Origin of the sequence: Enterobacter cloacae complex sp. SHL001 (assembly GCF_049236825.1) — a bacterium.
Taxonomy (GTDB): domain Bacteria; phylum Pseudomonadota; class Gammaproteobacteria; order Enterobacterales; family Enterobacteriaceae; genus Enterobacter; species Enterobacter hormaechei_C.
Map to the genome: position 1 here is coordinate 262,974 of NZ_JBMKIP010000001.1, position 25,858 is coordinate 288,831.

General features: G+C 55.2%; 30 protein-coding genes and 1 other annotated feature. Of the genes, 13 read left to right on the forward strand and 17 right to left on the reverse strand.

Annotated features, from left to right (window positions below; translation table 11 throughout):
- Nucleotides 1–75: 75 nt before the first annotated feature.
- The 7 genes from aroH to ACOTYH_RS01395 all read left to right on the forward strand — a co-directional run bounded on the left by aroH (nucleotide 76) and on the right by ACOTYH_RS01395 (nucleotide 7,222).
- Complete coding sequence (gene aroH / locus ACOTYH_RS01365) at nucleotides 76–1,122, forward strand: 3-deoxy-7-phosphoheptulonate synthase AroH (protein WP_045141499.1); 1,047 nt, start codon at nucleotides 76–78, stop codon at nucleotides 1,120–1,122.
- Nucleotides 1,123–1,331: 209 nt separating this feature from the next.
- Nucleotides 1,332–1,520, forward strand: coding sequence for a hemin uptake protein HemP (hemP, locus tag ACOTYH_RS01370; RefSeq protein WP_015570723.1), 189 nt, complete (start codon nucleotides 1,332–1,334; stop codon nucleotides 1,518–1,520).
- Between the two features lie 76 nt (nucleotides 1,521–1,596).
- Nucleotides 1,597–3,579 carry a TonB-dependent hemoglobin/transferrin/lactoferrin family receptor gene (locus tag ACOTYH_RS01375; protein ID WP_017693583.1) on the forward strand — a complete coding sequence of 661 codons (1,983 nt, stop codon included), beginning with the start codon at nucleotides 1,597–1,599 and terminating at the stop codon, nucleotides 3,577–3,579.
- Between the two features lie 35 nt (nucleotides 3,580–3,614).
- Nucleotides 3,615–4,643 carry a hematinate-forming heme oxygenase ChuS gene (gene chuS, locus ACOTYH_RS01380; protein WP_023296351.1) on the forward strand — a complete coding sequence of 343 codons (1,029 nt, stop codon included), beginning with the start codon at nucleotides 3,615–3,617 and terminating at the stop codon, nucleotides 4,641–4,643.
- Nucleotides 4,640–5,458 carry a heme/hemin ABC transporter substrate-binding protein gene (locus ACOTYH_RS01385; RefSeq protein WP_144427773.1) on the forward strand — a complete coding sequence of 273 codons (819 nt, stop codon included), beginning with the start codon at nucleotides 4,640–4,642 and terminating at the stop codon, nucleotides 5,456–5,458. The genes chuS and ACOTYH_RS01385 overlap by 4 nt, the downstream gene beginning before the upstream one ends.
- Nucleotides 5,458–6,450, forward strand: coding sequence for a FecCD family ABC transporter permease (locus tag ACOTYH_RS01390; RefSeq protein ID WP_063138741.1), 993 nt, complete (start codon nucleotides 5,458–5,460; stop codon nucleotides 6,448–6,450). Before ACOTYH_RS01385 ends, ACOTYH_RS01390 begins: the two co-directional genes overlap by 1 nt.
- Nucleotides 6,443–7,222, forward strand: a complete 780-nt coding sequence (locus ACOTYH_RS01395) for a heme ABC transporter ATP-binding protein (protein ID WP_421637515.1) — start codon at nucleotides 6,443–6,445, stop codon at nucleotides 7,220–7,222. The genes ACOTYH_RS01390 and ACOTYH_RS01395 overlap by 8 nt, the downstream gene beginning before the upstream one ends.
- Here ACOTYH_RS01395 and selO read toward each other — a convergent pair.
- From selO to thrS, 14 genes are all read right to left on the reverse strand, one after another.
- Nucleotides 7,219–8,661 carry a protein adenylyltransferase SelO gene (gene selO / locus ACOTYH_RS01400; RefSeq protein ID WP_047741370.1) on the reverse strand — a complete coding sequence of 481 codons (1,443 nt, stop codon included), beginning with the start codon at nucleotides 8,659–8,661 and terminating at the stop codon, nucleotides 7,219–7,221. The two genes, ACOTYH_RS01395 and selO, sit on opposite strands and share 4 nt — an antisense overlap.
- Before the next feature lie 61 nt (nucleotides 8,662–8,722).
- Nucleotides 8,723–9,436, reverse strand: coding sequence for an EAL domain-containing protein (locus tag ACOTYH_RS01405; RefSeq protein ID WP_421637516.1), 714 nt, complete (start codon nucleotides 9,434–9,436; stop codon nucleotides 8,723–8,725).
- Nucleotides 9,437–9,728: 292 nt separating this feature from the next.
- A complete protein-coding gene (locus tag ACOTYH_RS01410; protein WP_015570730.1) occupies nucleotides 9,729–10,193 on the reverse strand; it encodes an NlpC/P60 family protein in 465 nt (154 codons plus the stop codon).
- A 72-nt stretch (nucleotides 10,194–10,265) separates the two neighbouring features.
- Nucleotides 10,266–11,021: a vitamin B12 ABC transporter ATP-binding protein BtuD gene (btuD, locus tag ACOTYH_RS01415; RefSeq protein WP_032653288.1), complete on the reverse strand. Its 756-nt coding sequence runs from the start codon at nucleotides 11,019–11,021 to the stop codon at nucleotides 10,266–10,268.
- Nucleotides 11,021–11,572: a glutathione peroxidase gene (locus tag ACOTYH_RS01420; protein WP_017384653.1), complete on the reverse strand. Its 552-nt coding sequence runs from the start codon at nucleotides 11,570–11,572 to the stop codon at nucleotides 11,021–11,023. Before ACOTYH_RS01420 ends, btuD begins: the two co-directional genes overlap by 1 nt.
- Before the next feature lie 33 nt (nucleotides 11,573–11,605).
- On the reverse strand, nucleotides 11,606–12,586 hold the full coding sequence (gene btuC, locus ACOTYH_RS01425; protein ID WP_017693588.1) for a vitamin B12 ABC transporter permease BtuC: 981 nt from the start codon (nucleotides 12,584–12,586) through the stop codon (nucleotides 11,606–11,608).
- 103 nt (nucleotides 12,587–12,689) lie between these two features.
- Nucleotides 12,690–12,989 (reverse strand): integration host factor subunit alpha, encoded by a 300-nt coding sequence (gene ihfA / locus ACOTYH_RS01430; RefSeq protein WP_003857805.1) that lies wholly within the window; start codon nucleotides 12,987–12,989, stop codon nucleotides 12,690–12,692.
- A gap of 4 nt (nucleotides 12,990–12,993) precedes the next feature.
- On the reverse strand, nucleotides 12,994–15,381 hold the full coding sequence (gene pheT / locus ACOTYH_RS01435; RefSeq protein ID WP_421637517.1) for a phenylalanine--tRNA ligase subunit beta: 2,388 nt from the start codon (nucleotides 15,379–15,381) through the stop codon (nucleotides 12,994–12,996).
- A gap of 15 nt (nucleotides 15,382–15,396) precedes the next feature.
- Nucleotides 15,397–16,380, reverse strand: a complete 984-nt coding sequence (pheS, locus tag ACOTYH_RS01440; protein ID WP_077579800.1) for a phenylalanine--tRNA ligase subunit alpha — start codon at nucleotides 16,378–16,380, stop codon at nucleotides 15,397–15,399.
- 62 nt (nucleotides 16,381–16,442) lie between these two features.
- Nucleotides 16,443–16,567, reverse strand: a sequence feature (Phe leader region).
- Nucleotides 16,518–16,562: a pheST operon leader peptide PheM gene (pheM, locus tag ACOTYH_RS01445; RefSeq protein ID WP_001386830.1), complete on the reverse strand. Its 45-nt coding sequence runs from the start codon at nucleotides 16,560–16,562 to the stop codon at nucleotides 16,518–16,520. Its footprint overlaps the feature before it by 45 nt.
- Nucleotides 16,568–16,683: 116 nt before the next feature.
- The gene (gene rplT / locus ACOTYH_RS01450) at nucleotides 16,684–17,040 is read right to left on the reverse strand and encodes a 50S ribosomal protein L20 (protein ID WP_000124850.1); all 357 of its coding nucleotides are present in this window, start codon (nucleotides 17,038–17,040) and stop codon (nucleotides 16,684–16,686) included.
- A 50-nt stretch (nucleotides 17,041–17,090) separates the two neighbouring features.
- Entirely contained in the window at nucleotides 17,091–17,288 is a 198-nt protein-coding gene (gene rpmI / locus ACOTYH_RS01455) for a 50S ribosomal protein L35 (RefSeq protein ID WP_001124225.1), read from the reverse strand.
- 97 nt (nucleotides 17,289–17,385) lie between these two features.
- A complete protein-coding gene (gene infC / locus ACOTYH_RS01460; protein WP_023616141.1) occupies nucleotides 17,386–17,928 on the reverse strand; it encodes a translation initiation factor IF-3 in 543 nt (180 codons plus the stop codon).
- A gap of 3 nt (nucleotides 17,929–17,931) precedes the next feature.
- Nucleotides 17,932–19,860, reverse strand: a complete 1,929-nt coding sequence (gene thrS / locus ACOTYH_RS01465) for a threonine--tRNA ligase (RefSeq protein ID WP_003857814.1) — start codon at nucleotides 19,858–19,860, stop codon at nucleotides 17,932–17,934.
- Between the two features lie 321 nt (nucleotides 19,861–20,181).
- Between thrS and yncL the strand changes: the two genes are divergently transcribed.
- Both yncL and yniD read left to right on the forward strand, forming a co-directional pair.
- Complete coding sequence (gene yncL, locus ACOTYH_RS01470; protein ID WP_071842885.1) at nucleotides 20,182–20,274, forward strand: stress response membrane protein YncL; 93 nt, start codon at nucleotides 20,182–20,184, stop codon at nucleotides 20,272–20,274.
- A gap of 98 nt (nucleotides 20,275–20,372) precedes the next feature.
- On the forward strand, nucleotides 20,373–20,480 hold the full coding sequence (yniD, locus tag ACOTYH_RS01475; protein ID WP_003857815.1) for a small membrane protein YniD: 108 nt from the start codon (nucleotides 20,373–20,375) through the stop codon (nucleotides 20,478–20,480).
- A gap of 149 nt (nucleotides 20,481–20,629) precedes the next feature.
- Here yniD and ACOTYH_RS01480 read toward each other — a convergent pair whose 3' ends face one another.
- Together ACOTYH_RS01480 and ACOTYH_RS01485 are read right to left on the reverse strand one after the other, a co-directional pair.
- Nucleotides 20,630–20,863, reverse strand: coding sequence for a hypothetical protein (locus tag ACOTYH_RS01480; protein WP_015570736.1), 234 nt, complete (start codon nucleotides 20,861–20,863; stop codon nucleotides 20,630–20,632).
- A gap of 263 nt (nucleotides 20,864–21,126) precedes the next feature.
- On the reverse strand, nucleotides 21,127–21,885 hold the full coding sequence (locus ACOTYH_RS01485; RefSeq protein ID WP_039272138.1) for a DUF481 domain-containing protein: 759 nt from the start codon (nucleotides 21,883–21,885) through the stop codon (nucleotides 21,127–21,129).
- Between the two features lie 296 nt (nucleotides 21,886–22,181).
- Between ACOTYH_RS01485 and pfkB the strand changes: the two genes are divergently transcribed.
- The 3 genes from pfkB to ACOTYH_RS01500 all read left to right on the forward strand — a co-directional run bounded on the left by pfkB (nucleotide 22,182) and on the right by ACOTYH_RS01500 (nucleotide 24,462).
- Nucleotides 22,182–23,114, forward strand: coding sequence for a 6-phosphofructokinase II (pfkB, locus tag ACOTYH_RS01490; RefSeq protein ID WP_033487169.1), 933 nt, complete (start codon nucleotides 22,182–22,184; stop codon nucleotides 23,112–23,114).
- A gap of 91 nt (nucleotides 23,115–23,205) precedes the next feature.
- Entirely contained in the window at nucleotides 23,206–23,496 is a 291-nt protein-coding gene (ghoS, locus tag ACOTYH_RS01495) for a type V toxin-antitoxin system endoribonuclease antitoxin GhoS (protein ID WP_003857822.1), read from the forward strand.
- A 105-nt stretch (nucleotides 23,497–23,601) separates the two neighbouring features.
- Nucleotides 23,602–24,462, forward strand: a complete 861-nt coding sequence (locus ACOTYH_RS01500) for a fructosamine kinase family protein (protein WP_015570740.1) — start codon at nucleotides 23,602–23,604, stop codon at nucleotides 24,460–24,462.
- A gap of 36 nt (nucleotides 24,463–24,498) precedes the next feature.
- Here ACOTYH_RS01500 and ACOTYH_RS01505 read toward each other — a convergent pair whose 3' ends face one another.
- Nucleotides 24,499–25,035: a YniB family protein gene (locus ACOTYH_RS01505; RefSeq protein ID WP_015570741.1), complete on the reverse strand. Its 537-nt coding sequence runs from the start codon at nucleotides 25,033–25,035 to the stop codon at nucleotides 24,499–24,501.
- Nucleotides 25,036–25,176: 141 nt separating this feature from the next.
- On the opposite strand from ACOTYH_RS01505, the gene hxpB reads away from it, so the two are divergent.
- On the forward strand, nucleotides 25,177–25,848 hold the full coding sequence (gene hxpB, locus ACOTYH_RS01510; protein WP_252064696.1) for a hexitol phosphatase HxpB: 672 nt from the start codon (nucleotides 25,177–25,179) through the stop codon (nucleotides 25,846–25,848).
- The last annotated feature ends 10 nt before the right edge of the window (nucleotides 25,849–25,858 follow it).

Sequence of the window (25,858 nt, forward strand, 5' to 3'; positions counted from 1 at the left end):
CAGGGATTGGTTTAAGGTGATGCCCATCACTTCCCGGTAGTCTGCCGATGAAGCAAAAAATTTCTGAGACATTCCATGAATAAAACCGACGAACTGCGCACCGCGCGCATTGATAGCCTGGTCACACCGGCTGAACTGGCCCGGCTGCATCCCGTTTCCGCCGAGGTGGCGGACCATGTGACGGCCTCCCGTCGCCGCATCGAAAAAATTCTCAATGGTGAAGACAAACGTCTTCTGGTGGTGATTGGCCCCTGCTCCATTCACGATCTGGACGCGGCAATGGATTATGCACAACGCCTTCAGACGCTGCGCAGCACGTATCAGGATCGCCTGGAGATCGTGATGCGTACCTACTTTGAAAAGCCCCGTACCGTCGTGGGCTGGAAAGGATTGATTTCCGATCCCGATCTGAACGGTAGCTACCGGGTGAATCACGGTATTACGCTGGCGCGCAAGCTGCTGTTACAGGTTAACGAACTGGGCGTGCCAACTGCCACCGAATTTCTGGATATGGTGACCGGACAGTTTATTGCCGACCTCATTAGCTGGGGCGCGATTGGCGCACGTACCACCGAAAGCCAGATCCACCGTGAAATGGCGTCGGCGCTCTCCTGTCCGGTGGGCTTCAAAAACGGAACGGACGGCAATACCCGAATTGCCGTAGATGCCATCCGCGCGTCACGCGCCAGCCATATGTTCCTCTCCCCGGATAAAAACGGCCAGATGACCATCTACCAGACCAGCGGCAACCCGTTCGGACATATCATTATGCGTGGCGGTAAAAAACCGAATTACCATGCAGAAGATATTGCCGCCGCCTGCGAAACGCTGGCGGAATTTGACCTGCCGGAGCATCTGGTGGTGGATTTCAGCCACGGCAACTGTCAGAAACAGCACCGCCGCCAGCTGGATGTCTGCGAGGAAGTTTGCCAGCAGATCCGCAGCGGCTCGACCGCCATTGCAGGAATTATGGCGGAGAGTTTTATCAAAGAAGGCACGCAGAAAATCGTCGCCGGACAGCAAATGGTCTACGGCCAGTCAATCACCGACCCGTGCCTGAGCTGGGAAGACAGCGAGCTGCTGCTGGAGATGCTGGCTTCAGCCGTGGACACACGCTTTTAAAATCCTGCCGGGTGACGCTACGCTTACCCGGCCTACGGTACGTGCCCTTCTCCCTCTCCCCGTGGGAGAGGGTCGGGGTGAGGGCATCAGACCGCACCTCTCCCCCAAATTTGATCCCGTCACACAATTTTCACAAAAACGCTTGCCGTGAATTTGCAGTTTATTGATAATGATTATCATTGTTACATTGATTGTTATTTATAAACATTATGTCACCGACCGATAACAGCGCGGCAACGCCAACAAAAACACACACAGCGCCGTCCCCTGCTCCCACCGATCGCCGAATCGACAGCAAAAGCCTGTTGGGTGAGGAGGGACGGGTCATTATCGAGCATGACGGCCAGCACTACCTGCTGCGCCAGACCAATGCCGGAAAACTGATCCTGACTAAATAAACCAGACAACACATTCGCCAGCCACCCAGGTGATCCCCAGGCAGCCAGCGCTTTTCAATTCTTATGGAGAGTTGCTATGCCACACCTGCAATCCGCGTCTTTACGCCCGTCTCTTCTGGCGCTGGCGATTGTCAGCACCCTGCCGGGCGTTACGTTTGCCGCCGCAGACGAGATCACCGTCACCGCCACCGGCAATGCCCGCAGCGCCTTTGAAGCCCCCATGATGGTGAGCGTGATTGACGCCACCGCGCCGGAAAACCAGACCGCCAGCTCCGCCGCCGACCTGCTGCGCAAGGTGCCCGGTCTGACGCTGGACGGCACCGGGCGCACCAACGGTCAGGACGTTAACCTCCGGGGCTATGACCGCCGTGGCGTGCTGATACTGGTGGATGGCGTGCGCCAGGGCACTGATACCGGACACCTGAACAGCACGTTCCTCGATCCGGCGCTGATCAAACGTATTGAAGTAGTACGTGGTCCTTCCGCCTTGCTGTACGGCAGCGGCGCGCTGGGCGGCGTAATTTCGTATGACACCGTCGACGCCAGCGATCTGCTGGATGCAGGTAAAAACAGCGGCTATCGCGTATTTGCTACCGGTGCAACGGGCGATCACAGCATCGGGATGGGTGCCAGCGCCTATGGCCGCACCGATACCCTGGACGGTCTGGTCTCCTGGTCCAGCCGCGATCGCGGCGACATTCGCCAGAGTGACGGCGCGAGGGCGCCAAACGACGAATCCATCAACAATATGCTGGCGAAAGGCAGCTGGAAAATCGATCCGGCGCAGACGCTGAGTGGCTCCCTGCGCTACTACAACAACGACGCGCAGGAGCCGAAAAATCCGCAGACCACGGATGCCAGCAGCAGTAACCCGATGACCGATCGTTCCACCATTCAGCGCGATGCCCAGCTTGGCTACCGCATTGCGCCAGCCGGAAACGACTGGCTGAACGCCGATGCGAAAATTTACTGGTCCGAAGCGCGGATCAACGCCCAGAACATCGACGCCAGCGGCGAGTTCCGTAAGCAGACTACCAAAGGCGGCAAAGTGGAAAACCGCACCCGCCTGTTCAGCGACTCCTTCGCCTCGCACCTGCTGACCTACGGCGGGGAATACTATCGTCAGGAGCAACACCCTGGCGGCGCGACCACCGGCTTCCCGGACGCGAAAATCGACTTCAGCTCCGGCTGGTTGCAGGATGAGATCACCCTGCGCGACCTGCCGGTAACGCTTCTCGGCGGGACGCGTTACGACAACTACCGCGGCAGCAGCGACGGTTACGACGACGTGGATGCGGATAAGTGGTCATCACGCGCCGGGTTAACCGTGAGTCCAGCCGACTGGCTGATGCTGTTCGGCTCTTACGCCCAGGCCTTCCGCGCGCCAACGATGGGCGAGATGTATAACGACTCGAAGCACTTCTCTATCGGCAGCTTCTACACCAACTACTGGGTGCCGAACCCGAACCTGCGTCCGGAAACTAACGAAACCCAGGAGTTCGGTTTTGGGCTACGTTTTGACGATCTGCTGCTCGCCAACGACGCGCTGGAGTTCAAAGCCAGCTACTTCGACACCAAAGCGAAAGATTACATCTCCACTACCGTCGATTTTGCGGCGGCCACCACCATGTCCTATAACGTACCAAATGCCAAAATCTGGGGCTGGGACATGATGGCGACCTACGCGACCAGTCTGTTCAACCTGGACGTGGCCTACAACCGCACACGCGGGAAAGATACCGACACGGGCGAATACATCTCCAGCATCAACCCGGACACCGTCACCAGCAAGCTGGATATCCCCGTGGCGCAAAGCGGCTTCTCCGTGGGCTGGATCGGCACCTTCGTCGAACGTTCAACGCACATCAGCAGCAGCTACAGCGAGCAGCCTGGCTACGCAGTGAATGATTTCTACGTCAGCTATAAAGGTCAGCAGCAGTTCAAAGGCATCACCACCACCCTCGTGCTGGGGAACGCCTTCGACAAAGCCTACTGGTCACCACAAGGCATCCCGCAGGATGGCCGCAACGGCAAGATCTTCGTCAGTTATCAATGGTAATTCCCTTCGGGGCAACGATTCAGAAGGATAAGATTATGGGTCACTACACACGCTGGCTTGAGCTTAAAGAAGAACATCCGGGTAAGTACGCCCGTGATATCGCCGGATTAATGCACATCAGCGAAGCAGAGCTGGCATTTGCGCGCGTTGGACACGACGCCTGGCGGCTGCGCGGTGAAATCCGTGAGATTCTGGCAGCGCTGGAGTCGGTGGGGGAAACCAAATGCATCTGCCGTAACGAATACGCCGTTCACGAGCAGGTCGGGGCGTTTACTAACCAGCACCTCGGCGGCCACGCCGGGCTGGTGCTGAATCCGCGCGCGCTGGATCTGCGTTTGTTCCTCAACCAGTGGGCGAGCGCGTTTCACATAAGTGAAACGACCTCCCGCGGCGAACGTCAGAGCATTCAGTTCTTCGATCATCAGGGCGACGCTTTACTGAAGGTCTACACCACGGATCACACCGACGTTGCCGCCTGGGGCGACGTGCTGACCCGTTTTATCATTGCCGATAACCCCACTCTGGCACTGAAGGCTGTCGATGCCCCTGCGCATTCCGACGGTGCTGATGCAGGCTCGGTGGAGAAAGAGTGGCGCGCCATGACCGATGTGCATCAGTTCTTTAGCTTACTGAAGCGCCATAACCTGAGCCGCCAGCAGGCGTTTCGTCTGGTGAGTGACGATCTGGCCTGTAAAGTGGATAACAGCGCGCTGGCACAGCTGCTGGAGACGGCGCGACAGGACGGAAACGAAATCATGATCTTCGTCGGCAACCGCGGCTGCGTGCAGATCTTCACCGGTGTGGTGGAAAAACTGACGCCCATGAAGGGCTGGCTGAACATCTTCAACCCAACCTTTACCCTGCATCTGCTGGAGGAGACTATCGCCGAGACGTGGGTAACGCGCAAGCCTACGGCGGACGGACACGTTACCAGCCTGGAGCTGTTTGCTGCGGACGGCACTCAGATCGCCCAGCTCTACGGGCAGCGTACCGAAGGCGAGCCTGAGCAGAGCCAGTGGCGCCGCCAGATTGACGCCCTGACGCCAGAAGGGCTGGCCGCATGAAAAACTGGTTCGCCCTGCTCTGCGCCCTGCCGCTGGTCGCCGTCGCCGCGCCGGAGAGAATTGTCGCCCTCGGCGGCGACGTGACGGAGATCGTCTACGCCCTCGGCGCGGAGTCTTCTCTGGTTGCGCGCGACAGTACCAGCCAGTGGCCGCAGGCGACAAACGCGCTGCCTGACGTGGGGTATCTTCGCCAGCTGAATGCGGAGGGGATTTTGTCCGTACGCCCGACGCTGGTGCTGGCAAGCGACCAGGCGCAGCCCTCTCTGGCGCTGAAACAGGTTGAACAGAGCCACGTCCGGGTGGTTACCGTTCCCGGCACGCCTGACCTGCGCGCGATTGACGAAAAAGTACGGGTGATAGCTCAGGCGACGCATCATGAGGCGCAAGGGGAAACCCTGCGCAACTCGCTGCGTCAGACGCTGGCGGCACTGCCCTCAACACCGCTCAACAAGCGGGTGCTGTTTATCCTCAGCCACGGCGGAATGACCGCAATGGCGGCCGGGCAACAGACCGGCGCGGATGCGGCAATACGCGCCGCCGGGTTGCAGAACGCCATGCAGGGCTTTACCCGCTATCAGCCGCTTTCCCAGGAGGGGGTGATGGCCAGCCAGCCGGATCTGGTGGTGATTTCGCAGGACGGTCTTAACGCGCTGGGCGGCGAAGAAAATCTGTGGAAACTGCCCGGCCTGGCGCAAACGCCAGCGGGACGAAGCAAGCAGATGCTGGCTATTGATGATATGGCCCTGCTGGGCTTCAGCGTCCGCACGCCGAAAGCCATACAACAGCTGCGTGCCAGAGCGGAGCAACTGCCCTGATGTCCCGGCGCATCACGTTATCGTTATGGCTTCTGGCGGGGTTGCTTACCGTCATGACGTTCATGGCCACCGGTTTTGGGGCGTTACGCCTGCCGGTGAACGTGCTGTGGAGCGGCAGCGATGAGACGCTACGCCAGATCTGGCTTACCATCCGTCTGCCCCGCGTACTGCTGGCGCTGGTGATTGGCGGATCGCTGGCGCTCGCCGGCTGCGTCATGCAGGGGCTGTTCCGCAATCCACTGGCCGACCCGGGCCTGCTCGGGATCAGCAGCGGTGCGGCGCTGGCCGTCGCCCTGTGGGTGGTGCTCCCGCTCTCGCTGCCCGCGCTGGTGATGCTTTACGCCCCTATGCTGGCGGCATTTCTTGGGGCGCTGGCAGCCACTGGCGTGATCTTCCTGCTCAGCAAGCAGCGTGACCCCTCTCTGTCACGACTGTTGCTGGTGGGTATCGCCATCAATGCCCTGTGCGGTGCGGCAGTGGGTGTGCTTTCGTGGGTCAGCAATGACGCCCAGCTGCGTCAGCTTTCACTCTGGGGAATGGGAAGTCTTGGTCAGGCACAGTGGTCAACGCTGCTCGCCGTGACCTCGCTGATGGTGCCTGCCGTTCTGACGATCTGGCGTTGTGCCAGCGCATTAAATTTACTGCAACTGGGTGAAGAGGAAGCGCATTACCTTGGCGTGGACGTTGCCCTTGTACAGCGAATATTACTGTTATGCAGCGCCCTGCTGGTCGCTGCGGCTGTCGCCGTCAGCGGCGTGATTGGCTTTGTCGGACTCGTGGTGCCGCACCTGATGCGCATGTGGCTGGGCGCCGATCACCGGGCAACCCTCCCCGGCACAGTACTCGCGGGCGCATTACTGCTGCTGGTGGCGGATACGGTCGCGCGCACCCTGGTCGCTCCGGCAGAAATGCCGGTCGGCCTGCTCACCAGTATCCTTGGTGCACCCTGGTTCTTATGGCTCATTTTTCGTCGTGGAGAACAGCATGGCTGAACGTTATACGGCTGAAAATCTTACTTTTATCCGATCTGGCCGCACGCTGACAGATAACGTTTCGCTGTCACTGTCGCAGGGAGAGCTGGTTACATTGATCGGCCCCAACGGCGCGGGGAAATCCACGCTGCTGCGGCTGCTGACCGGCTACCTGAAACCCGACAGCGGCGGCTGTTCGCTGGCGGGAAAAGCGCTGGATGAATGGCATCCGCAGACGCTGTCCCGCTATCGGGCAGTGATGCGCCAGCAGTCTCAGCCTGGATTTGACTTGCAGGTGGAGGAGATCGTTGGCATGGGGCGTGCGCCCTGGACGCGTCACCCGGAACCGTCGATTGTGCGTGAGGTGTTGCAGCTGACCGGTTGCCTGCCGCTGGCCGGCAGGCGTTATCATGCCCTCTCCGGCGGCGAGCAGCAGCGCGTCCAGCTCGCCCGCGCGCTGGCGCAGCTGTGGCGTGACGGAACGCCGCGCGGCTGGCTGTTTCTCGACGAACCCACTTCAGCGCTGGATCTCTACCACCAGCAGCATCTGCTGCGCCTGTTGAAATCGCTGACCCGTCAGGGCCATCTTCACGCCTGCGTGGTGCTGCACGATCTCAATCTTGCCGCATTATGGTCGGACCGGATCCTGCTGTTACACAACGGCAGGATTGTTTCTCAGGGCATACCGGAGACGGTTTTGCAGGCCGACGCGCTGGCACACTGGTACGGTGCGCAGGTGCACGTCGGCAGACATCCGGCGCACGCCGCACCGCAGGTTTTTCTCGCTCCTTAGCTTGAGCAGCTCACTTCCAGCCGCTTGCCCCAGTCCGGCGGGCGGCTGACATAGTCATCCTCCCGGTCGGCAAACGGCGTGCGCAGGGCGATATGCAGCCGATGCAGCTCGGTATAATCCCCCTGCTCTGCCTGCTCAATGGCCCGCTGCGCCAGCCAGTTGCGCAACACCATCGCCGGGTTAACCGCCTTCATCCGCGTCTGGCGGGTATCGTCATCAATCTGTTCCTGCTGTAAACGCGTCCGGTAAACGGCAAACCAGTCATCAAACGCCTGACGATCGATGAACTCGTCGCGCAGCGGTGACGCGGCGCTCTGCTGCGCGGTCTGGCTCAGCATACGGAAGGTTCGGGTATAGTCGCTGCCTTCACGCGCCATGATGGCAAACAGCCCATTCAACAGCGCGTTATCGCCTTTTTCCTGCGTCATCAGCCCCAGCTTGTTGCGCATTAACACACCATATTCCCGCAGCAGGATCTCCTGATAGCTGTCCAGCGCATCGTTCAGGGCATCGACGTCGATAAACGGCGACAGGCTTTGCGCAAGCCGCTGAAGGTTCCACAGCCCCACCGCAGGCTGGTTGTCGAAACGGTAACGCCCCTGATAGTCCGAATGGTTACAGATGTAACCCGGCTGATAGTCATCAAGGAAGCCGTACGGACCGTAGTCAAACGTCAGCCCTAACAGGGACATGTTGTCGGTATTCATCACCCCGTGGGCAAAGCCGACGGCCTGCCAGCGGGCAATCATTGCGGCAGTGCGCGCGACAATATCCCGGAACCAGAGAACATAGCGGTCCGGCTCGTTTTGCAGGTGCGGCCAGTGACGGCGAAGGGCGTAATCGGCAAGCTGGCGGACCTTATCCGGCTCGCGGCGATAGTAGAAGTGTTCAAAATGACCGAAACGCAGATGGCTTTCCGCAACGCGGACCAGCATCGCTCCCTGCTCCATCGTTTCACGGGCCACCGGCGTGTCGCTGGTGACAATGGACAGCGCGCGTGAGGTAGGGATCCCCAGGGCATGCATCGCCTCGGAAGCCAGACCTTCACGGATGGTTGAACGCAGCACCGCGCGGCCATCCCCCATGCGTGAGTACGGGGTTAGCCCTGCCCCTTTCAGGTGCCAGTCGAGCGTTTCGCCATTCGGCAGAAGTTGTTCACCCAGCAGGATGCCGCGGCCATCGCCGAGCTGTCCGGCCCAGACGCCAAACTGATGTCCGCTGTAGACCTGAGCCAGCGGCTTCATGCCCGGGAGCAGCGTTTCGCCGCCCCAGACGCCGGCGCCTTTTTCTGGCTGAAAAAGCGTCGAAGGGATGCCAAGCGAATCCGCTAATGCATCGTTATGCCAGATAAGACGCGCGTTCTGTAATGGCGTTGGCTTAAGCGCGGTGTAAAAGCCGGGTAATTCATCGTGCCAGTGAGCAGTAAAAGACAGGGTCATAAGTCCTCCTGCTTTAAGTGTAGAGGGTTTCCCTGGACGTAAACACGGGCGAAGAAAGGGGTTATTGCTGAACGAGAGTCGTGACCTGCTCTGCCGGGACGGCAGGCCATAGGCTTCCCTGCATTGCACCGAAATTGAAGGGCAGCACGCGTTCTAAGATGCCGTGATCGTCAATTCCCGAGACCATGACCGACTGACAATGCGGCGCGATCTGCCAGAGAATGGCGCGCATAAAAGGCTCAAACGAGAGTGCCGACGCGCGCTGCTGGATAAAGTTTTTATCCAGAATCACCCGTTTGAACAGACCATCATAAACCGGTTTAAGGGAAGATGCCCCTGCACCAAAGTTAGCCAGTACTAAGGGGAAATGGATCGCCATTCTTGCCAGACAGGGATCGTCTTTCCCGTTATTTAAACCTGGATAGTTCTCATTAACAGTAAACTCAAGAAACGGATAACGCTCGAGGATTGAAACAGCGTTCTCATTAGTTAATAAAAACTCAACAATTGCAGGTGTAATATTGATCCATGCAATTAACTGATGCTGAATAAAAAATAGCTTACAGGTATCAAGTAATTGCAGTTTCTCCTGAAACAGCGCTAATTCATCTTCCTGAGAAAGATGTGGGATAACCAGTTCAGTCGGGATCCGTACGTCCGCACCCACGCCAGTAAAGTTAACCAAAATCTCTAAACCTTTAAGCAAACCTGCACTATCACGCGCCGGAAGGAGTAAAAGTTCAGACTGGTAAGCATTATCTAGCGTAATAATCATCGCGCTTGTCCTGCATTAAAGATGAGAGAGAACATCCTGGAGCAATTGCAGGCACAATTCCACTGTCTTGATTTTAATAAGATTAATTTCATTCTTTCCGTATTAATTTTCAGATTTTTCCCTGAATCTAAATTAATTTTATCCTGGTTATTGAATAATAGCCAGTTTTAGATAAAACAGGCACATGCGGACATAAATAATTGGGCAAAAATTTAACTTTAATCAACCCGCAAGAAAAGCCTGACGTCTATTTTCACCGCCAGGCCCTCCGCACTGCATTTTTATGCAGCGGTTAAATACGTCTGGCCTGCCAGAAATTTTTACGCCAGTAAACATTATCCAGAGAGGAGCGCATCACGCCACGGCTGGTCGAGGCATGAATGAACTGATTATCGGTATCATAGATGCCGACATGAAGGCCGCTTTCACCGGAGCCCGTTTTAAAAAAGACCAGATCGCCGGGCAGGAGCTCGTCTTTATCAATTTCAGTACCAATTTTCGCCTGCATACGCGTTTCACGCGGAAGCTGGAGGTCAAATTTATCGCGGAAGGTCATCAGCACGAATCCCGAGCAATCCACCCCGCCCCGGCTCATGCCGCCGTAGCGATAAGGTGTGCCGCGCCAGTTGCTGAGCTGATCGTTCAGGCTGGCAATGACCGTAATGGAATCGGAAAGCCGTGGGTTGGGCGGAGGTGCACGATGGCTGCTGCATCCTGCAAGAAAGAGCGCCGCAACAAGGAGAAACCAGAATCGCATTTCAGACGAATCCTCTGCTTTTTTTGTTCTTTCGGTAATTTAGCGTGCATCTATGCAGCTGTGCAAGAAAGGTTATTCCTGCGCCGTGGAAATGAGCATCTTGTGGCCTTCAATATCCAGCCTCCGGAACGACATGTGGTAAGCGCTCGCAAGATTGGCGGCCGTCAGCACGCTGTCGCGCGTTCCGCTGGCAATCAGCTTGCCACGCGCCAGCAACCACACCCGATGCGCGTGGCGCAACGTATGGTTCAAATCATGGCTGCTCATCACAATGGCGATCCCCTTGCGACACAGCGCGCTGAGCAGGGTATCCAGCGCTGCCTGCTGGGCAACGTCCAGCCCGCTCATCGGCTCGTCCAGCAGCAACAACCGCCCGTGAGGATTTCCCGCCGGATGGATCTGAAGGATGACGGCGGCCAGACGCACGCGCTGCCACTCGCCGCCGGAAAGCTGATTTGCCTGCCGGGTAAGCTTGTCGTCTAACCCGAGTGCCGCAGCAACCTCGTTGAGCAATCCCACCTGATTTTTGTCAGGCAGATGCAGCGTCAGGTAGTGCCAGACGGGCATCGCAAAGGGCGGAACCTGCTGCTGAACCAGATAGCTTCGACGGGAGGCAAGTGTAGCGGGTAGCCAGTCGACGAGCGATTGCCCGAGGAAGGTAATCTCCCCTTCCCCGCTGGTCAGCCCCGCCATACGCGCCAGCAGCGTGCTTTTTCCGGCGCCGTTTGGCCCAACCAGGTGAAGGATTTCACCTGCGTTGACTGCGGCAGTCACAGGCTCAAGACGTCCCTTCCCGGCAACGTCCGTGAGCTGCATCAGCAGCGTCATTATTTCGCCAGCGCCAGCTTGATTGATTCCATCACGATAGGATCTTCAGGCGTCATGTCAGGCGAAAAACGCTGCACGACCTCACCGTCACGGCCAATCAGGAATTTTTCGAAGTTCCACAGAATATCGTCCGGATAGAGCGGCGCGCGGCCTTTACTCGCCATACGCTCATAGAAACCACTCTCTTCAGGCGCAACGGCGGTCGGCGCCGCGGCCACCAGTTTGGCATACAGCGGATGACGATTTTCCCCGTTCACGTCAATTTTGCTGAACATCGGGAACGTCACGCCATAGGTTGTGCTGCAAAAGGTCTTAATCTCCTCTTCGCTACCCGGCTCCTGGCCCAGGAACTGGTTGCACGGGAAGCCGAGTACGGTAAAGCCGTCTTTTTCCCAGGCTTTATGAATGTTTTCCAGCTGTTCATACTGCGGCGTAAGGCCACATTTCGACGCCACGTTCACGATGAGCAGCACCTTGCCCTTGTAGCCTTCCAGCGTGGTTTTCTCGCCGTCAATGGTCGTCACTTCGGTATTCAGAATATCAGACTGCATAGCATTCCCTCAGGTTGACTTACAGGTTGTGTTTTAACGTCCAGCTTTTAATAGTAGCCAGATAAAGACCGGCGCGCCCAGCGTTGCGGTCACCACGCCTATGGGCAACTCAGCGGCCGTCAGGGCGAGCCGGGCGATGATATCGGCAACCAGCAGCGTTGCCGCCCCGGCAACCGCCGAGGCCGGGAGCAGGGTTCGGTGGTCCGTAATGCCGCACAGGCGCAGCATATGCGGGATCACCAGCCCAATAAAGCCAATCGCCCCCGCCAGCGCCACGCTTACGCCTACCATCCAGCCAATGGCGATAACCAGCACGTTGCGCCAAAATCCAATCGGCATCCCGAGCTGGCGAGCAGACGTTTCGCCCAGCGCGAGAATATTAAGAGGCTGCGCCTGGAACGCCGTCCACAGGATGACCGGGATCAGGAGCACCATCAGCCACCCCTGACGCCAGTCAACACCCCCAAATCCCCCCATCATCCAGTACATTAGCTGGCGCAGATCGAAGGAGGTGGAGAAGTAGACGGCCCAGGTCATCAGCGCACTACAGATGATCCCCAACGCTACCCCGGCAAGCAGCAGCCGACTGGTGGATAAGTGGCGGCGGGCAAAGCGCAGAAGGATAAGGGTTATCAACAGCGCGCCAAGGATGGCGCTGAGGCTAATCCCCCAGCCGGAGAGCTCGCCTCCCCCCAGCATCACGGCGGCGATAAGCCCGACGCCTGCGCCATTCGAGACCCCGAGAAGCCCGGGTTCCGCCAGAGGGTTTTCAAATAATGCCTGCATGATCGTGCCGCACAGCGCCAGCGCAGCGCCGACTAAAAGGACAGCCAACGTCCGCGGCAGGCGGATCTGCCAGACAAAGAGCTGTCCTTCAGGCGTAAACCAGCTTTCCGGCCCCAGCCACCGATCGCCCGCACACAGGCTGACGGTGGTGGCGACAATCAACAGCACCCCGAGCAGACACAGGCGGCGAAGATCGGAGCGGTGCTGGCGGCGGGCAAGATCAAGCATAGACGATAGGTTATCCGGTTGAGATATCATTGATTTTACGGCGGGTTTAGCAAATAGCGCAAAGAAAAAAGGCCGCGTGAGCGGCCTTTTTAGTTAGTTCATATTACTCTGCTTTGGGCGTTGCGTTTTCGACACGGCTTTTTAACTTCTGTCCGGGTCTGAAGGTCACCACGCGGCGGGCTGTAATGGGAATATCTTCCCCCGTCTTCGGGTTACGGCCCGGACGTTGGTTTTTGTCTCGCAAATCAAAATTGCCAAAACCGGAGAGTTTAACCTGCTCACCATTTTCCAGAGCACGACGGATCTCTTCGAAAAACAGCTCTACCAGCTCTTTGGCATCCCGTTTGCTAAGCCCAAGCTTATCAAACAGATATTCTGACATTTCAGCTTTTGTAAGCGCCATAGGTTCAATCCCTCAATGATGCCTGGAATCGCTCTTTTAATGCCTCTACACATTTGGCGACGGTAGCGGCAATCTCCTCTTCTTCGAGTGTACGGCTGGTATCCTGAAGGATAAGGCTAATAGCGAGGCTCTTGAAACCTTCTGCTACGCCCTTGCCGCGGTACACGTCAAATAAGTTTACGCCAACTACCTGATTTACGCCAACTTTCTTACATTCGGCCAAAATATCTGCTGCGGGCACATTTTCAGCGACCACAACCGCGATATCACGGCGGTTTGCCGGGAAGCGGGAGACGTCCTGCGCCTGAGGAATGACGCGGTCTGCAACCGGGTTCCACTCCAGTTCGAATACGATGGTACGGCCATTCAGATCCAGCTTACGTTCCAGTTCCGGGTGAACAACCCCAATGAAACCAACACGTTTGCCGTCTAAATAGATCGCCGCACTCTGACCCGGATGCAGGGCTGGAATCGCTTCTGCGCGGAATTCAATTTCGGATAATTTACCGGTCAGATCGAGAATCGCTTCCAGATCGCCCTTCATATCGTAGAAATCAACCGTCCCTTTTGCCAGGTCCCAGTGCTCTTCAAAGCGATTACCGCTGATGGCGCCGGCCAGCATGAGATCCTGACGGATGCCTAAATTCGCCTGAGTATCCGGTACAAAGCGCAAACCGCTTTCGAAAATACGCACGCGGTTTTGCTGACGGTTCTGGTTATAAACGATAGTACCCAGCAGTCCCGTCCACAGGGACAGACGCATCGCTGACATCTCGCTGGAAATCGGGCTTGGCAAAATCAGCGCTTCCTGACCCGGGTGGATCAGCTGTTGCAGCTTAGGATCAACGAAGCTGTAGGTGATCACTTCCTGGTAGCCTTTGTCGTTCAGCATGGTTTTCACACGCTTCAGAGACAGATCGGCCTCGCGATGGCTGCCCATCACCAGACCCGCCTGCACCGGCTCGTCAGGGATGTTGTTGTAGCCGTAAACGCGGGCCACTTCTTCCACCAGATCTTCCTCGATCTCCATGTCAAAACGCCAGGACGGCGCAACGGCTTTCCACTCGTCCTGACCCTCAGTAACTTCGCAGCCCAGACGCGTAAGAATGTCGGTCACCTGCGCATCGGCAACGTGGTGACCAATCAGACGATCCAGTTTGCTGCGGCGCAGGGTAATGGTCGCACGCTTCGGCAGCGTCGCTTCGTTGGTCACATCGATAACCGGACCCGCTTCGCCGCCGCAGATGTCGATCAGCAGGCGAGTCGCACGCTCCATCGCTTTGTATTGCAGCGCAGGATCCACGCCACGCTCGTAGCGGTGAGAAGCATCAGTGTGCAGACCGTGACGGCGTGCGCGGCCGGTGATGGAGAGCGGGCTGAAGAACGCGCATTCCAGCAGGACGTTTTGCGTCTCGTCGTTGACGCCAGAGTGCTCGCCGCCGAAGATCCCGCCCATCGCCAGCGCTTTGTTGTGATCGGCAATCACCAGGGTGTCAGCGTTCAGTTTCGCTTCGCTGCCGTCCAGCAGAACCAGGGTTTCGCCCTCTTTCGCCATGCGCACGACGATCCCACCTTCGATACGATCTTTATCAAAGGCGTGCATTGGCTGGCCCAGCTCCAGCAGAACATAGTTGGTGACGTCGACGACCGCATCGATAGAACGGATACCGCAGCGACGCAGTTTCTCTTTCATCCACAGCGGGGTTGGCGCTTTAACGTTAATACCTTTCACCACACGACCGAGGTAGCGTGGGCAGGCCTCAGGCGCGTCTACCTGTATCGGCAGCACGTCACTGATGGTTGCCTCAACCGGAGCGATCTCCGGCACGTTCAGTTCAGTCTGGTTGAGCACGGCCACGTCGCGGGCCACACCGATGATGCCTAAACAGTCAGCACGGTTTGGCGTTACGCTGATTTCGATGGTGTTGTCATCAAGCTTCAGGTATTCGCGGATATCGGTACCAACTGGCGCATCCTGCGGCAGTTCAATAATGCCGGAGTGATCGTCGGAAATACCCAGTTCGGAGAAGGAGCACAGCATGCCTTCAGACGGCTCACCGCGCAGCTTAGCCGCTTTGATTTTGAAATCGCCCGGCAGCACCGCACCGACGGTCGCCACGGCCACTTTCAGGCCCTGACGGCAGTTTGGCGCACCGCAGACGATATCCAGCAGACGGTCACCGCCCACATTGACTTTTGTTACGCGCAGTTTGTCAGCGTTAGGGTGCTGACCGCATTCAACCACTTCACCCACGACCACGCCGGTGAAGGCGCCAGAAACCGGCTCTACACCGTCAACTTCCAGACCCGCCATGGTGATCTGGCTGGAAAGCGCGTCGCTGTCCAGCGTGGTGTTCACCCATTCGCGTAACCACAGTTCACTGAATTTCATTGTTCTGTCCTGCCCTTATTTAAACTGTTTGAGGAAACGCAGATCGTTTTCGAAGAACGCACGTAAATCGGTTACGCCGTAGCGCAGCATGGTCAGACGCTCCATACCCATACCGAACGCAAAGCCGGAATACACTTCCGGATCGATACCCACGTTGCGCAGCACGTTTGGATGCACCATGCCGCAGCCCAGCACTTCCAGCCATTTGCCGTTTTTACCCATCACGTCAACTTCCGCAGACGGTTCGGTGAACGGGAAGTAGGACGGGCGGAAGCGAACCTGCAAATCTTCCTCAAAGAAGTTGTTCAGGAAATCGTGCAGCGTGCCTTTCAGGTTGGTAAAGCTGATGTTTTTATCAACAATCAGACCTTCCATCTGGTGGAACATTGGGGTGTGGGTCTGATCGTAGTCGTTACGGTATACGCGACCCGGCGCGATGATGCGGATTGGCGGCTCCTGCTCCTTCATGGTACGGATCTGAACGCCGGAAGTCTGAGTACGCAGCAGACGGGTAGCGTCAAACCAGAAAGTGTCGTGGTCAGCACGTGCCGGATGATGGCCAGGAATGTTCAGGGCATCGAAGTTGTGGTAATCATCTTCAATTTCCGGGCCAGTCGCCACGATAAAGCCGAGCTCACCGAAGAAACTTTCAATACGATCGATAGTACGAGTCACCGGATGCAGACCGCCGTTTTCAATACGACGACCCGGCAGAGAAACGTCAATCGTTTCTGCCGCCAGACGCGCATTCAGTACTGCGCTTTCCAGCTCGGCTTTACGCGCGTTCAGCGCCTGCTGTACCTGCTCTTTGGCTTCGTTAATCACTGCACCGGCTGCCGGGCGCTCCTCTGCTGGCAGTTCACGCAGGGTAGTCATCTGAAGGGTCAAATGCCCTTTCTTGCCCAGATATTCGACGCGGACATTGTCTAACGCGGCAACATCTGAGGCCTGGTTAATGGCGGCCGTTGCACTGGCAACCAGCTCTGCGAGATGTGACATGGTTTTCCTCATTATGTCGGTGCAGACACCGAATTGTTGGACGTATTCTCTTAACTTCAGGCACAAAAAAAGCCTCCATCGGGAGGCTTATCTGGCGCTGTTTTTCGTTTCATCTTTCACGCGCTAGCCTCCTGAAGTCAGGTGCTAAAGTAAAAGAAGAAGCGGAAAATAGCAGCATTCATGCTTGCGTTACCTTGTAGGGTAAAAACCGTTAGACCTTATTGAAAAGCCTGCACGGATAAATGTCAATCTTCTGATGGTGTTAAATGAAAAGAGGAGGCAAAGCCCCCTCTCTCAACTGGCTTATGCCAGTGCTGCTTTCGCTTTTTCGACCAGAGCGGTGAACGCTACTTTGTCGAATACTGCGATGTCAGCCAGGATCTTACGGTCGATTTCAACAGAGGCTTTTTTCAGGCCGTTGATGAATTTGCTGTAAGAAATACCGTTCTGACGTGCTGCTGCGTTGATACGCGCAATCCACAGTTGACGGAACTGACGCTTACGCTGACGACGGTCACGGTAAGCGTACTGACCTGCTTTGATAACAGCCTGGAAGGCAACGCGGTATACGCGTGAACGCGCACCGTAGTAGCCTTTAGCTTGTTTCAAAATTTTCTTGTGACGTGCACGTGCAATTACACCACGTTTTACGCGAGCCATGTGTGCTCTCCTGTATCTATTCTAAGTTAAAAAAGTTAAACGTTAACGACTTATGCGTACGGCAGGCACGCGATGACCAGGCCCAGATCGCCTTTAGAAACCATGGCTTTTGGACGCAGGTGACGTTTACGCTTGGTAGCTTTCTTAGTCAGAATGTGACGCAGGTTAGCGTGCTTGTGCTTAAAACCACCTTTACCGGTTTTTTTGAAGCGCTTAGCAGCACCGCGTACGGTCTTAATTTTTGGCATTTTAATAACTTCCACTTCGCATTGTTAAATAAACGAAACATAGGCGAACAAAACCTATGGGGCCCGAAGGCTCCACAGATTTTGCTGCTTGAAGGCCTTACTGTTTCTTCTTAGGAGCGAGCACCATGATCATCTGGCGGCCTTCGATCTTCGTAGGGAAGGATTCGACTACTGCCAGTTCACTCAGATCGTCACGGACGCGGTTAAGCACTTCCATACCAATCTGTTGGTGGGCCATCTCACGACCGCGGAAACGCAGCGTGATCTTGGCCTTATCGCCATCTTCCAGAAAGCGAATCAGGCTGCGGAGTTTTACCTGATAATCGCCATCGTCGGTACCAGGACGGAATTTAATTTCCTTAACCTGGATAACTTTTTGCTTCTTCTTCTGTTCCTTAGAAGACTTACTCTTTTCATAAAGGAACTTGCCGTAGTCCATGATACGACAAACTGGCGGTTCGGCGTTAGGGCTGATTTCAACTAAATCTACTCCAGCTTCTTCAGCCTTTTCGATCGCTTCTCTCAGACTCACAATCCCCAGCTGCTCGCCTTCCAGACCTGTTAAGCGAACTTCCTGGGCGCGAATCTCGCCATTGATACGATTCGGACGTGCCGTTTGAACTCGTTTTCCGCCTTTAATACCTTATTCCTCCAGTTGTTGAAGACTGCGGCTGCGAATCTCTTGTTGCAGCTTCTCAATCACTTCACTTACGTCCAGGCTCCCCAGGTCTTTACCACGGCGGGTGCGAACGGCAACTTTGCCTGCTTCCACCTCTTTATCACCACAGACCAACATATACGGGACACGACGTAAAGTGTGCTCGCGGATTTTAAAGCCAATCTTCTCATTTCTCAAGTCTGCTTTTACGCGAATGCCCGCATTTTGTAGTTTCTGCGTCAATTCTTTAACGTAATCCGCCTGAGAATCGGTAATGTTCATCACCACTACCTGCACTGGCGCAAGCCAGGTTGGGAAGAAGCCCGCGAACTCTTCGGTCAGGATGCCGATGAAGCGCTCCAGTGAACCGAGAATCGCACGGTGAATCATAACCGGCACCTGACGCTCGTTGTCTTCGCCAACATAAGAGGCGCTTAAACGCTGCGGCAGGGAGAAGTCCAGCTGTACCGTTCCGCACTGCCATGCGCGATCGAGGCAGTCATACAGGGTAAATTCAATTTTCGGACCGTAGAATGCGCCCTCGCCCAGCTGGTATTCGAACGGAATACCGTTCTCTTCCAGCGCTACGGCAAGATCCGCCTCTGCGCGATCCCATGTCTCATCGCTGCCGATACGTTTTTCCGGACGCGTTGAGAGTTTGACCACGATCTTCTCGAAGCCAAAGGTGCTGTACATATCGTAGACCATACGAATACAGGCGTTAACTTCTTCACGGACCTGATCTTCAGTACAGAAGATATGCGCATCATCCTGAGTAAAGCCACGAACACGCATCAGACCGTGCAGCGCACCTGATGGCTCGTTACGGTGGCAGCTACCGAATTCCGCCATACGCAGCGGCAGATCGCGGTAGGATTTCAGACCCTGGTTGAAGATCTGAACGTGGCCCGGGCAGTTCATTGGCTTGATGCAGTATTCACGGTTCTCAGACGAAGTGGTGAACATCGCATCTTTGTAGTTGTCCCAGTGGCCGGTTTTTTCCCACAGCACACGGTCCATCATGAACGGGCCTTTCACTTCCTGGTACTGGTACTCTTTCAGCTTGGAGCGCACGAACGTTTCCAGTTCACGGAAGATAGTCCAGCCGTCGTTATGCCAGAACACCATCCCCGGCGCTTCTTCCTGCATATGATACAGGTCAAGCTGCTTACCGATTTTACGGTGGTCACGCTTAGCCGCCTCTTCCAGGCGTTGCAGGTACGCGTTCAGGGCCTTCTTATCGGCCCACGCGGTACCATAAATACGCTGCAACATTTTGTTGTTGCTGTCGCCACGCCAGTAAGCGCCTGCGATTTTCATCAGTTTGAAGTGATGACAGAAGCGCATGTTCGGCACGTGCGGTCCACGGCACATGTCGACGTATTCCTGGTGATGGTACAAGCCAGGCTTGTCATCATGAGCGATGTTTTCATCAAGAATCGAGACTTTGTAGCTCTCGCCGCGCTTCACGAAGGTTTCACGCGCTTCGTGCCAGCTGACTTTCTTCTTAATGACGTCATAGTTGGTTTCGGCGAGCTCGTGCATTCGTTTCTCGAGCGCGTCGATATCTTCCTGAGTCAGGGTGTGGTCAAGGTCAACGTCGTAGTAGAAACCGTTGTCGATAACCGGGCCGATTGCCATTTTGGTGTTTGGCCACAGCTGCTTGATAGCATGGCCTAACAGGTGCGCACAGGAGTGACGAATGATCTCCAGACCTTCTTCGTCTTTCGCGGTGATGATCGCAAGCGTTGCATCGCTTTCAATCAGATCGGACGCGTCTACCAGCTCGCCGTTTACGCGACCTGCGATGGTTGCTTTTGCGAGTCCAGGACCGATATCCAGGGCAACATCCATTGGGCTAACAGCATGGTCGAAATGGCGTTGGCTGCCATCAGGAAGAGTAATTACAGGCATTTTATATCCTTATTTGCAGTGATGCCCCACACATAAGAGCATATACAAAGAAAATAATCGTGATTAAACAGTAGATTACGAAACCATCTGACCAACAATCGTCAAATTGGTTCGTCATCATGCACCTGCCGATTCAGATAAATGCGAATTTACGGCAAGCAGGGTAATGGTAACACTATTGAAAGGGCGAATGCACCTTCTGCGACCGTTTGAACCGTTCATCCTTTTGTCTGCGTTCATGAACTTTTGCTGACGGAGGCTCGCAATCCGAAAGTGCTGAGCTATTCTTGACTTGGTCCTTAAACATCGAAGGGGTATCACATGAATGTATCCAGCAGAACCGTTGTGATATTGAATCTACTTTCCGCTGCTTGCCTGGTATTGATTCTGGCTGACAGATTCCATTGGTTTTAAGCCGAACCGGTGTTCCGGCATAACCTGTTGTCCAGGGTTGAGCGCTTTCTGGCGCAGATTTTGGTAGACTAAGGGTATCAACTGACAAGGATTAGGTTATGCCAACAAAAAGATTTGCCGTGAAGCACTGGAAAATGGTCGTGGTGTTAATTGCTATTTGCGGCGCGATGTTGCTGCTGCGCTGGGCCGCAATGATCTGGGGCTAATATTTTGTCAGCGAAAACGTGCCGTGAATTTACTGAATAAATCTTAACTATCTTTACGATAATTTATGGTCCAAAACCGGTACGTCATAATCCGGTTTTCGACAGGCTGTGACAGCGTATATATTCCGTCACACGTGGCAGTTGAAATATCAGGACCACTCACCCGCCACCAGCTTGTGTACATCAAATGCATCATTCATTGACTGGCCGGTAGACTGAGAGCCAGGGGCAATGTTGGAGCCTGCTTCTACATCCGAGGCTTTAGCGATCCCGATTGGGCTGTTAACGTCACTGGCAGGTTGCGTCATATTATCAGCAGCAAATACGCCAAATGAAAGTGCGGAAAGCACCATCGCTGCTGTAGCGGTTTTGATTTTTTTCATAATTTTATTCTCATACTTATTTAATGCGATATGCCTGAGGCGAGTTTTTCGCCTGTGCCGTAAGTGTAGATCTGGATCACATTTTTGCCTAGTCAAATTATTTATCAATTCGTGTCAAATAAACTGAATAAACCCTGGTCGGCTAATTATGGAGAAAATATGAAGATGAAACCAGACCCATTATTTTAAAACGCCGTTTAATATAAATAAGCACAGTTTCAGAAAATAAAAAACGGGCCGAGAATAATCCCGGCCCGACGATATTACATTTTATAACCTAAAGAAATCGTGGTTCGGCGATCGGTATGTTCCGGCGCAGAATCAGGTGGGGATGAGTTCCAGGTTACGTTGTACGCCACCTTGAGTCCAAAGTGTTCGTTGATGGCCACATTCAACGCACTTTCTGAGTTCAGCGTTGTATCTTCAGCACCAAACACCGACACACCCTGGGTGAATTTTGCGTTGTCCGTCATCTGCCATGCATAGGTGCCCGATGCATAACCCAGCGGCTGGGTTTCATCTTCGCCGTTGGTGTACTCGTCGTAACGGACACCCGGACCGAATTCAAAACGCAGGCTGTGCACCGGCCCATTGAGGAACTGACGACCATAACCCGCAGTTACGACATCACGCTGGCGATAGCCGTTGTAGCGGTCAGTCAGCCAACTCGCCTGCCCGAACAGGTAGTCATAATCGGTCATGTTGTATCGGCTACGTCCGCCTACCGCGTATTTCTCCGATGAGCGTTGATCGTTAGCAGAGGTGTTGCTGGCATTTCCCCACAGCGACCAGGCCGTGGTGTTGCCGTACCAGGTCAGGGTGCTGTCTGCGGTCAGGGAGGAGCTTTTCGTATTACCGGATTGCGCCAGATACCCGGCATTCACGTTACCTTCAAAGGGTTTTTTGGCAGTGGAGGGATCGTCCATGACAGTAAAAACGGTATCATCGGCGATTGCATTCAGTGACGCAAATACGCCACCCGCCAGCATCAGTGCTGCGGGTACTGTCTTCAAAAGCTTCATTTTATTTAAGGAGTCCGTACAACATAAAAAGAGACCGTCACGGTCTCGGAAACTTTCTTGCGGATCAATGACAAGGCGACCATAGAAAGGTAACAAATTATAAAAAGCCGCAAATAACATAGCAATATTTTCTTCTTTCATTTTTTGAATAAGAACGATCCCAAAACGTGTTTTATTTTATATGCCCGGCGCAGGTTATTTGTCAGCATTCATATTTAAAATCATACTGTTATTTACGTTGCCTTCCTGCCAAACGGTGCCAGGCTTAAAAGAACCCATGATAAAAGGAGGTCATGATGGCTTCGATTTATACGCTGACACTCTCCCCTTCCCTCGACTCCGCGACCATGACGCCGCAAATCTACCCGGAAGGTAAGCTGCGCTGTAGCGCGCCGGTGTTTGAGCCGGGCGGCGGCGGCATCAACGTGGCGCGCGCTATTACCCATCTCGGCGGAAAAGCCACCGCCATCTTCCCCGCTGGCGGCGCCACGGGAGAACATCTGGTGGCGTTGCTCGCAGATGAACAGGTTGCCGTAGACACCGTCGACGCTAAAGACTGGACCCGGCAGAACCTGCATGTCCATGTTGAATCCAGCGGCGAGCAATATCGTTTTGTGATGCCGGGGGCGAAATTGACCGATGATGAGTTTCGTCAACTGGAAGAGAAAGTGCTAACCATTGAAAGCGGCGCATTACTGGTGATCAGCGGTAGCCTGCCGCCGGGCGTCGAAACAGAGAAACTGACGGCGCTGGTTCAGGCGGCGCTCCAGCGCGGCATCCGTTGCATTGTCGATAGCTCAGGCGAAGCCCTGAAGGCGGCGTTAGAACCCGGACAACTTGAACTCGTTAAACCTAACCAGAAAGAGCTCAGCGCCCTGGTTAATCGAGAACTCAGCCAGCCTGACGACGTGCGTACTGCCGCAGAAGAGCTGGTACGTACGGGCAAAGCGCATCGCGTTGTGGTTTCTCTCGGTCCTCAGGGTGCGCTGGCCGTCGACAAGACGGGCTTTGTGCAGGTTGTGCCACCGCCGATGAAAAGCCAGAGCACCGTGGGCGCCGGTGACAGTATGGTTGGCGCGATGGTGCTGAAGCTGGCGCAGGGCGCTTCGCTTCTGGAGATGGCACGCTATGGCGTCGCGGCAGGGAGTGCAGCCACCATAAACCAGGGAACGCGTCTGTGTTCGCTTGCGGATACCCAGAAAATTGTCGATTACCTGGCGAGAAGCTGAACCTGCTTCCCCTTCCCATGGAGGGGGAAGTCGCTAAACAGGGCATATCGACTATGCTAAGAAAACTTTCAGGATAACAACGAGGTGAATTATGAGCAGTGGTGATATCACCCGCTACGTCGTAACCGTGAATATTCATGAGGCGTCGCTGACCGAACTGAATGAACTCAACAACGCGTTCACGCGCGCCAATTTTCTGCTCACGCTGACGGACGATGAGGGCAATATTCACGATCTCGGCTCACTGGCATTTGGCCTGATAAGCCCGCTGAGTCAGGAAGAGGTGAAGGCGCTGGCCAGTAGTCTGGTGGAAAGCGTGACTGACAAAGCCACGGAAATTGATGTGGATAGCTGGGAAAACTGGCATAAAAAAGAACAATAAGTGCCCTGTACAAAATTAAACCGCTCAGTTGTGCGTTAGTTCCTGTTTTTTTATAGCCGTTTTGCGCTAACTTTATGATCTGGCAGACAACATGGGAGAGACATCATGTGGCAGGCTATCAGTCATCTTTTAAGTGAGCAGCTGGGTGAAGGTGAAATTGAACTGCGTAACGAACTGCCAGGCGGAGAGATCCATGCCGCATGGCATTTACGTTACGCCGGGCGCGATCTTTTCGTTAAGTGTGATGAGCGTGAATTGCTCCCCATTTTTACTGCCGAAGCCGATCAGCTTGAGCTGTTATCGCGCAGTAAAACAGTCACCGTTCCGCAGGTTTTAGCCGTCGGCAGCGATCGTGACTATAGCTTTCTGGTGATGAACTATCTTCCCGCGCGCCCTCTGGATGCGCACAACGCCTTTATTCTCGGGCAACAGATCGCCCGTTTGCACCAGTGGAGCGATCAACCTCAGTTCGGGCTCGATTTTGATAACGACCTCTCCACTACCCCACAGCCAAACGCATGGCAGCGCCGTTGGTCGACCTTTTTCGCCGAGCAGCGCATCGGCTGGCAGCTGGAGCTGGCCGCTGAAAAGGGATTAGCGTTCGGCAACATCGACGCGATTGTTGAACACATTCAGCAGCGTCTGGCTTCGCATCAGCCTCAGGCTTCCCTTCTGCACGGAGATTTATGGTCAAACAACTGTGCACTTGGGCCTGATGGTCCCTATATATTTGACCCGGCCTGCTACTGGGGCGACAGAGAATGTGACCTCGCAATGCTGCCGTTGCACCCTGAACAGCCGCCGCAAATTTATGATGGCTATCAGTCTGTCTCGCCGTTACCTGCGGGTTTCCTTGATCGTCAGCCGGTTTATCAGCTGTACACCTTGATAAACCGGGCTATTTTGTTTGGCGGGAGTCATCTGGTGAATGCCCAGCGGGCGCTGGACCGCATTCTGGCGGCATAGCGGGAGGGGGCGGCTTCACGCCCCTTCCCTTAGGATTTACAGGAAGCCAAGCAGCGTAAAGAAGAAATACCCGGCCACAATAATAATGACCGGCAGGATGTAGAGCGGGAAAAACTGCACAAAAATGGTATGACGCGGAACGACAATGCGCGATTCGATCTGCTCGCGGCTCATCCCGTCAGGGCCTTTCGCCTTCTCAAGGATCAGCTGGTCTTCCACCCCTTCGCGCAAAAAGCGGGTCTGGCGACTCATGCGCGCGCCGGAGGCCTGCAACGCCATCGCGATAAATATCAACGCATAGATTATCCAGAAACCGACATTCAGCTGGTGGTGAAAATCCGGCGTGGGCGAGTTGAACCAGAAGACGTTCAGGAACGGGGTGTTAAACCGCATCATCTCAATCATGACGTGGGCAAAATCAAGCATGACGGCATTGATGCCCGGCTGTTTTTCGCTGTGATCGTACATAAATTTGAGTACGGAGATCAGCGTTGAAATCAGGGCGGGAATGAAAATAACCCAACCAGCAATACGTTTTAAGACCGCGATGCGTCCAGCTTGTTGATACGTCATTAGTTCCTCTTCATAAAGACGCGTTATTTGTGCCTAAGTCTACCTGCTGTCGGTCATTTTCGCCCGCTCTTTGAATGCAATATGCTAAATTGCTTGTGCTTAGCACCGTTTGTCTTACCCCCAAGATAAGGAGATGTTGTAATGTCGACCCCGCGCCAGATACTTGCCGCTATTTTTGACATGGATGGATTGCTGATTGATTCCGAACCCCTGTGGGATCGGGCTGAACTGGACGTGATGGCCAGCCTCGGCGTCGATATCAGTCGTCGTAACGAGCTTCCCGATACCCTGGGGCTGCGCATCGATATGGTGGTTGACCTCTGGTATGCCCACCAGCCATGGGTTGGCCCGGATCGCGACGAAGTAACGGCGCGCATTATCAACTGCGCTATCTCCCTCGTAGAAGAGTATAAGCCGCTGTTGCCGGGCGTACGCGACGCTATCGCCCTGTGCAAGGTGCAAGGGCTGAAAGTGGGGCTGGCCTCCGCCTCACCGCTGCATATGCTGGAAAAAGTGCTGACGATGTTCGGGCTGCGCGACAGCTTCGACGCGCTGGCCTCGGCCGAAAAGCTTCCTTACAGCAAGCCACATCCGCAGGTATATATGGACTGCGCCGCGAAACTGGGGCTGGATCCACTTACCTGTGTGGCGCTGGAAGATTCGGTTAACGGCATGGTGGCGTCCAAAGCCGCACGTATGCGCTCCATCGTTGTGCCGGCTGAAGAAGGCCGACACGATCCCCGTTTTGCCCTCGCAGACGTCAGGCTGAGGTCTCTTGAAGAATTGACTGCCCGCCATCTGCGCGGGGAGTAACGCTCTTTCA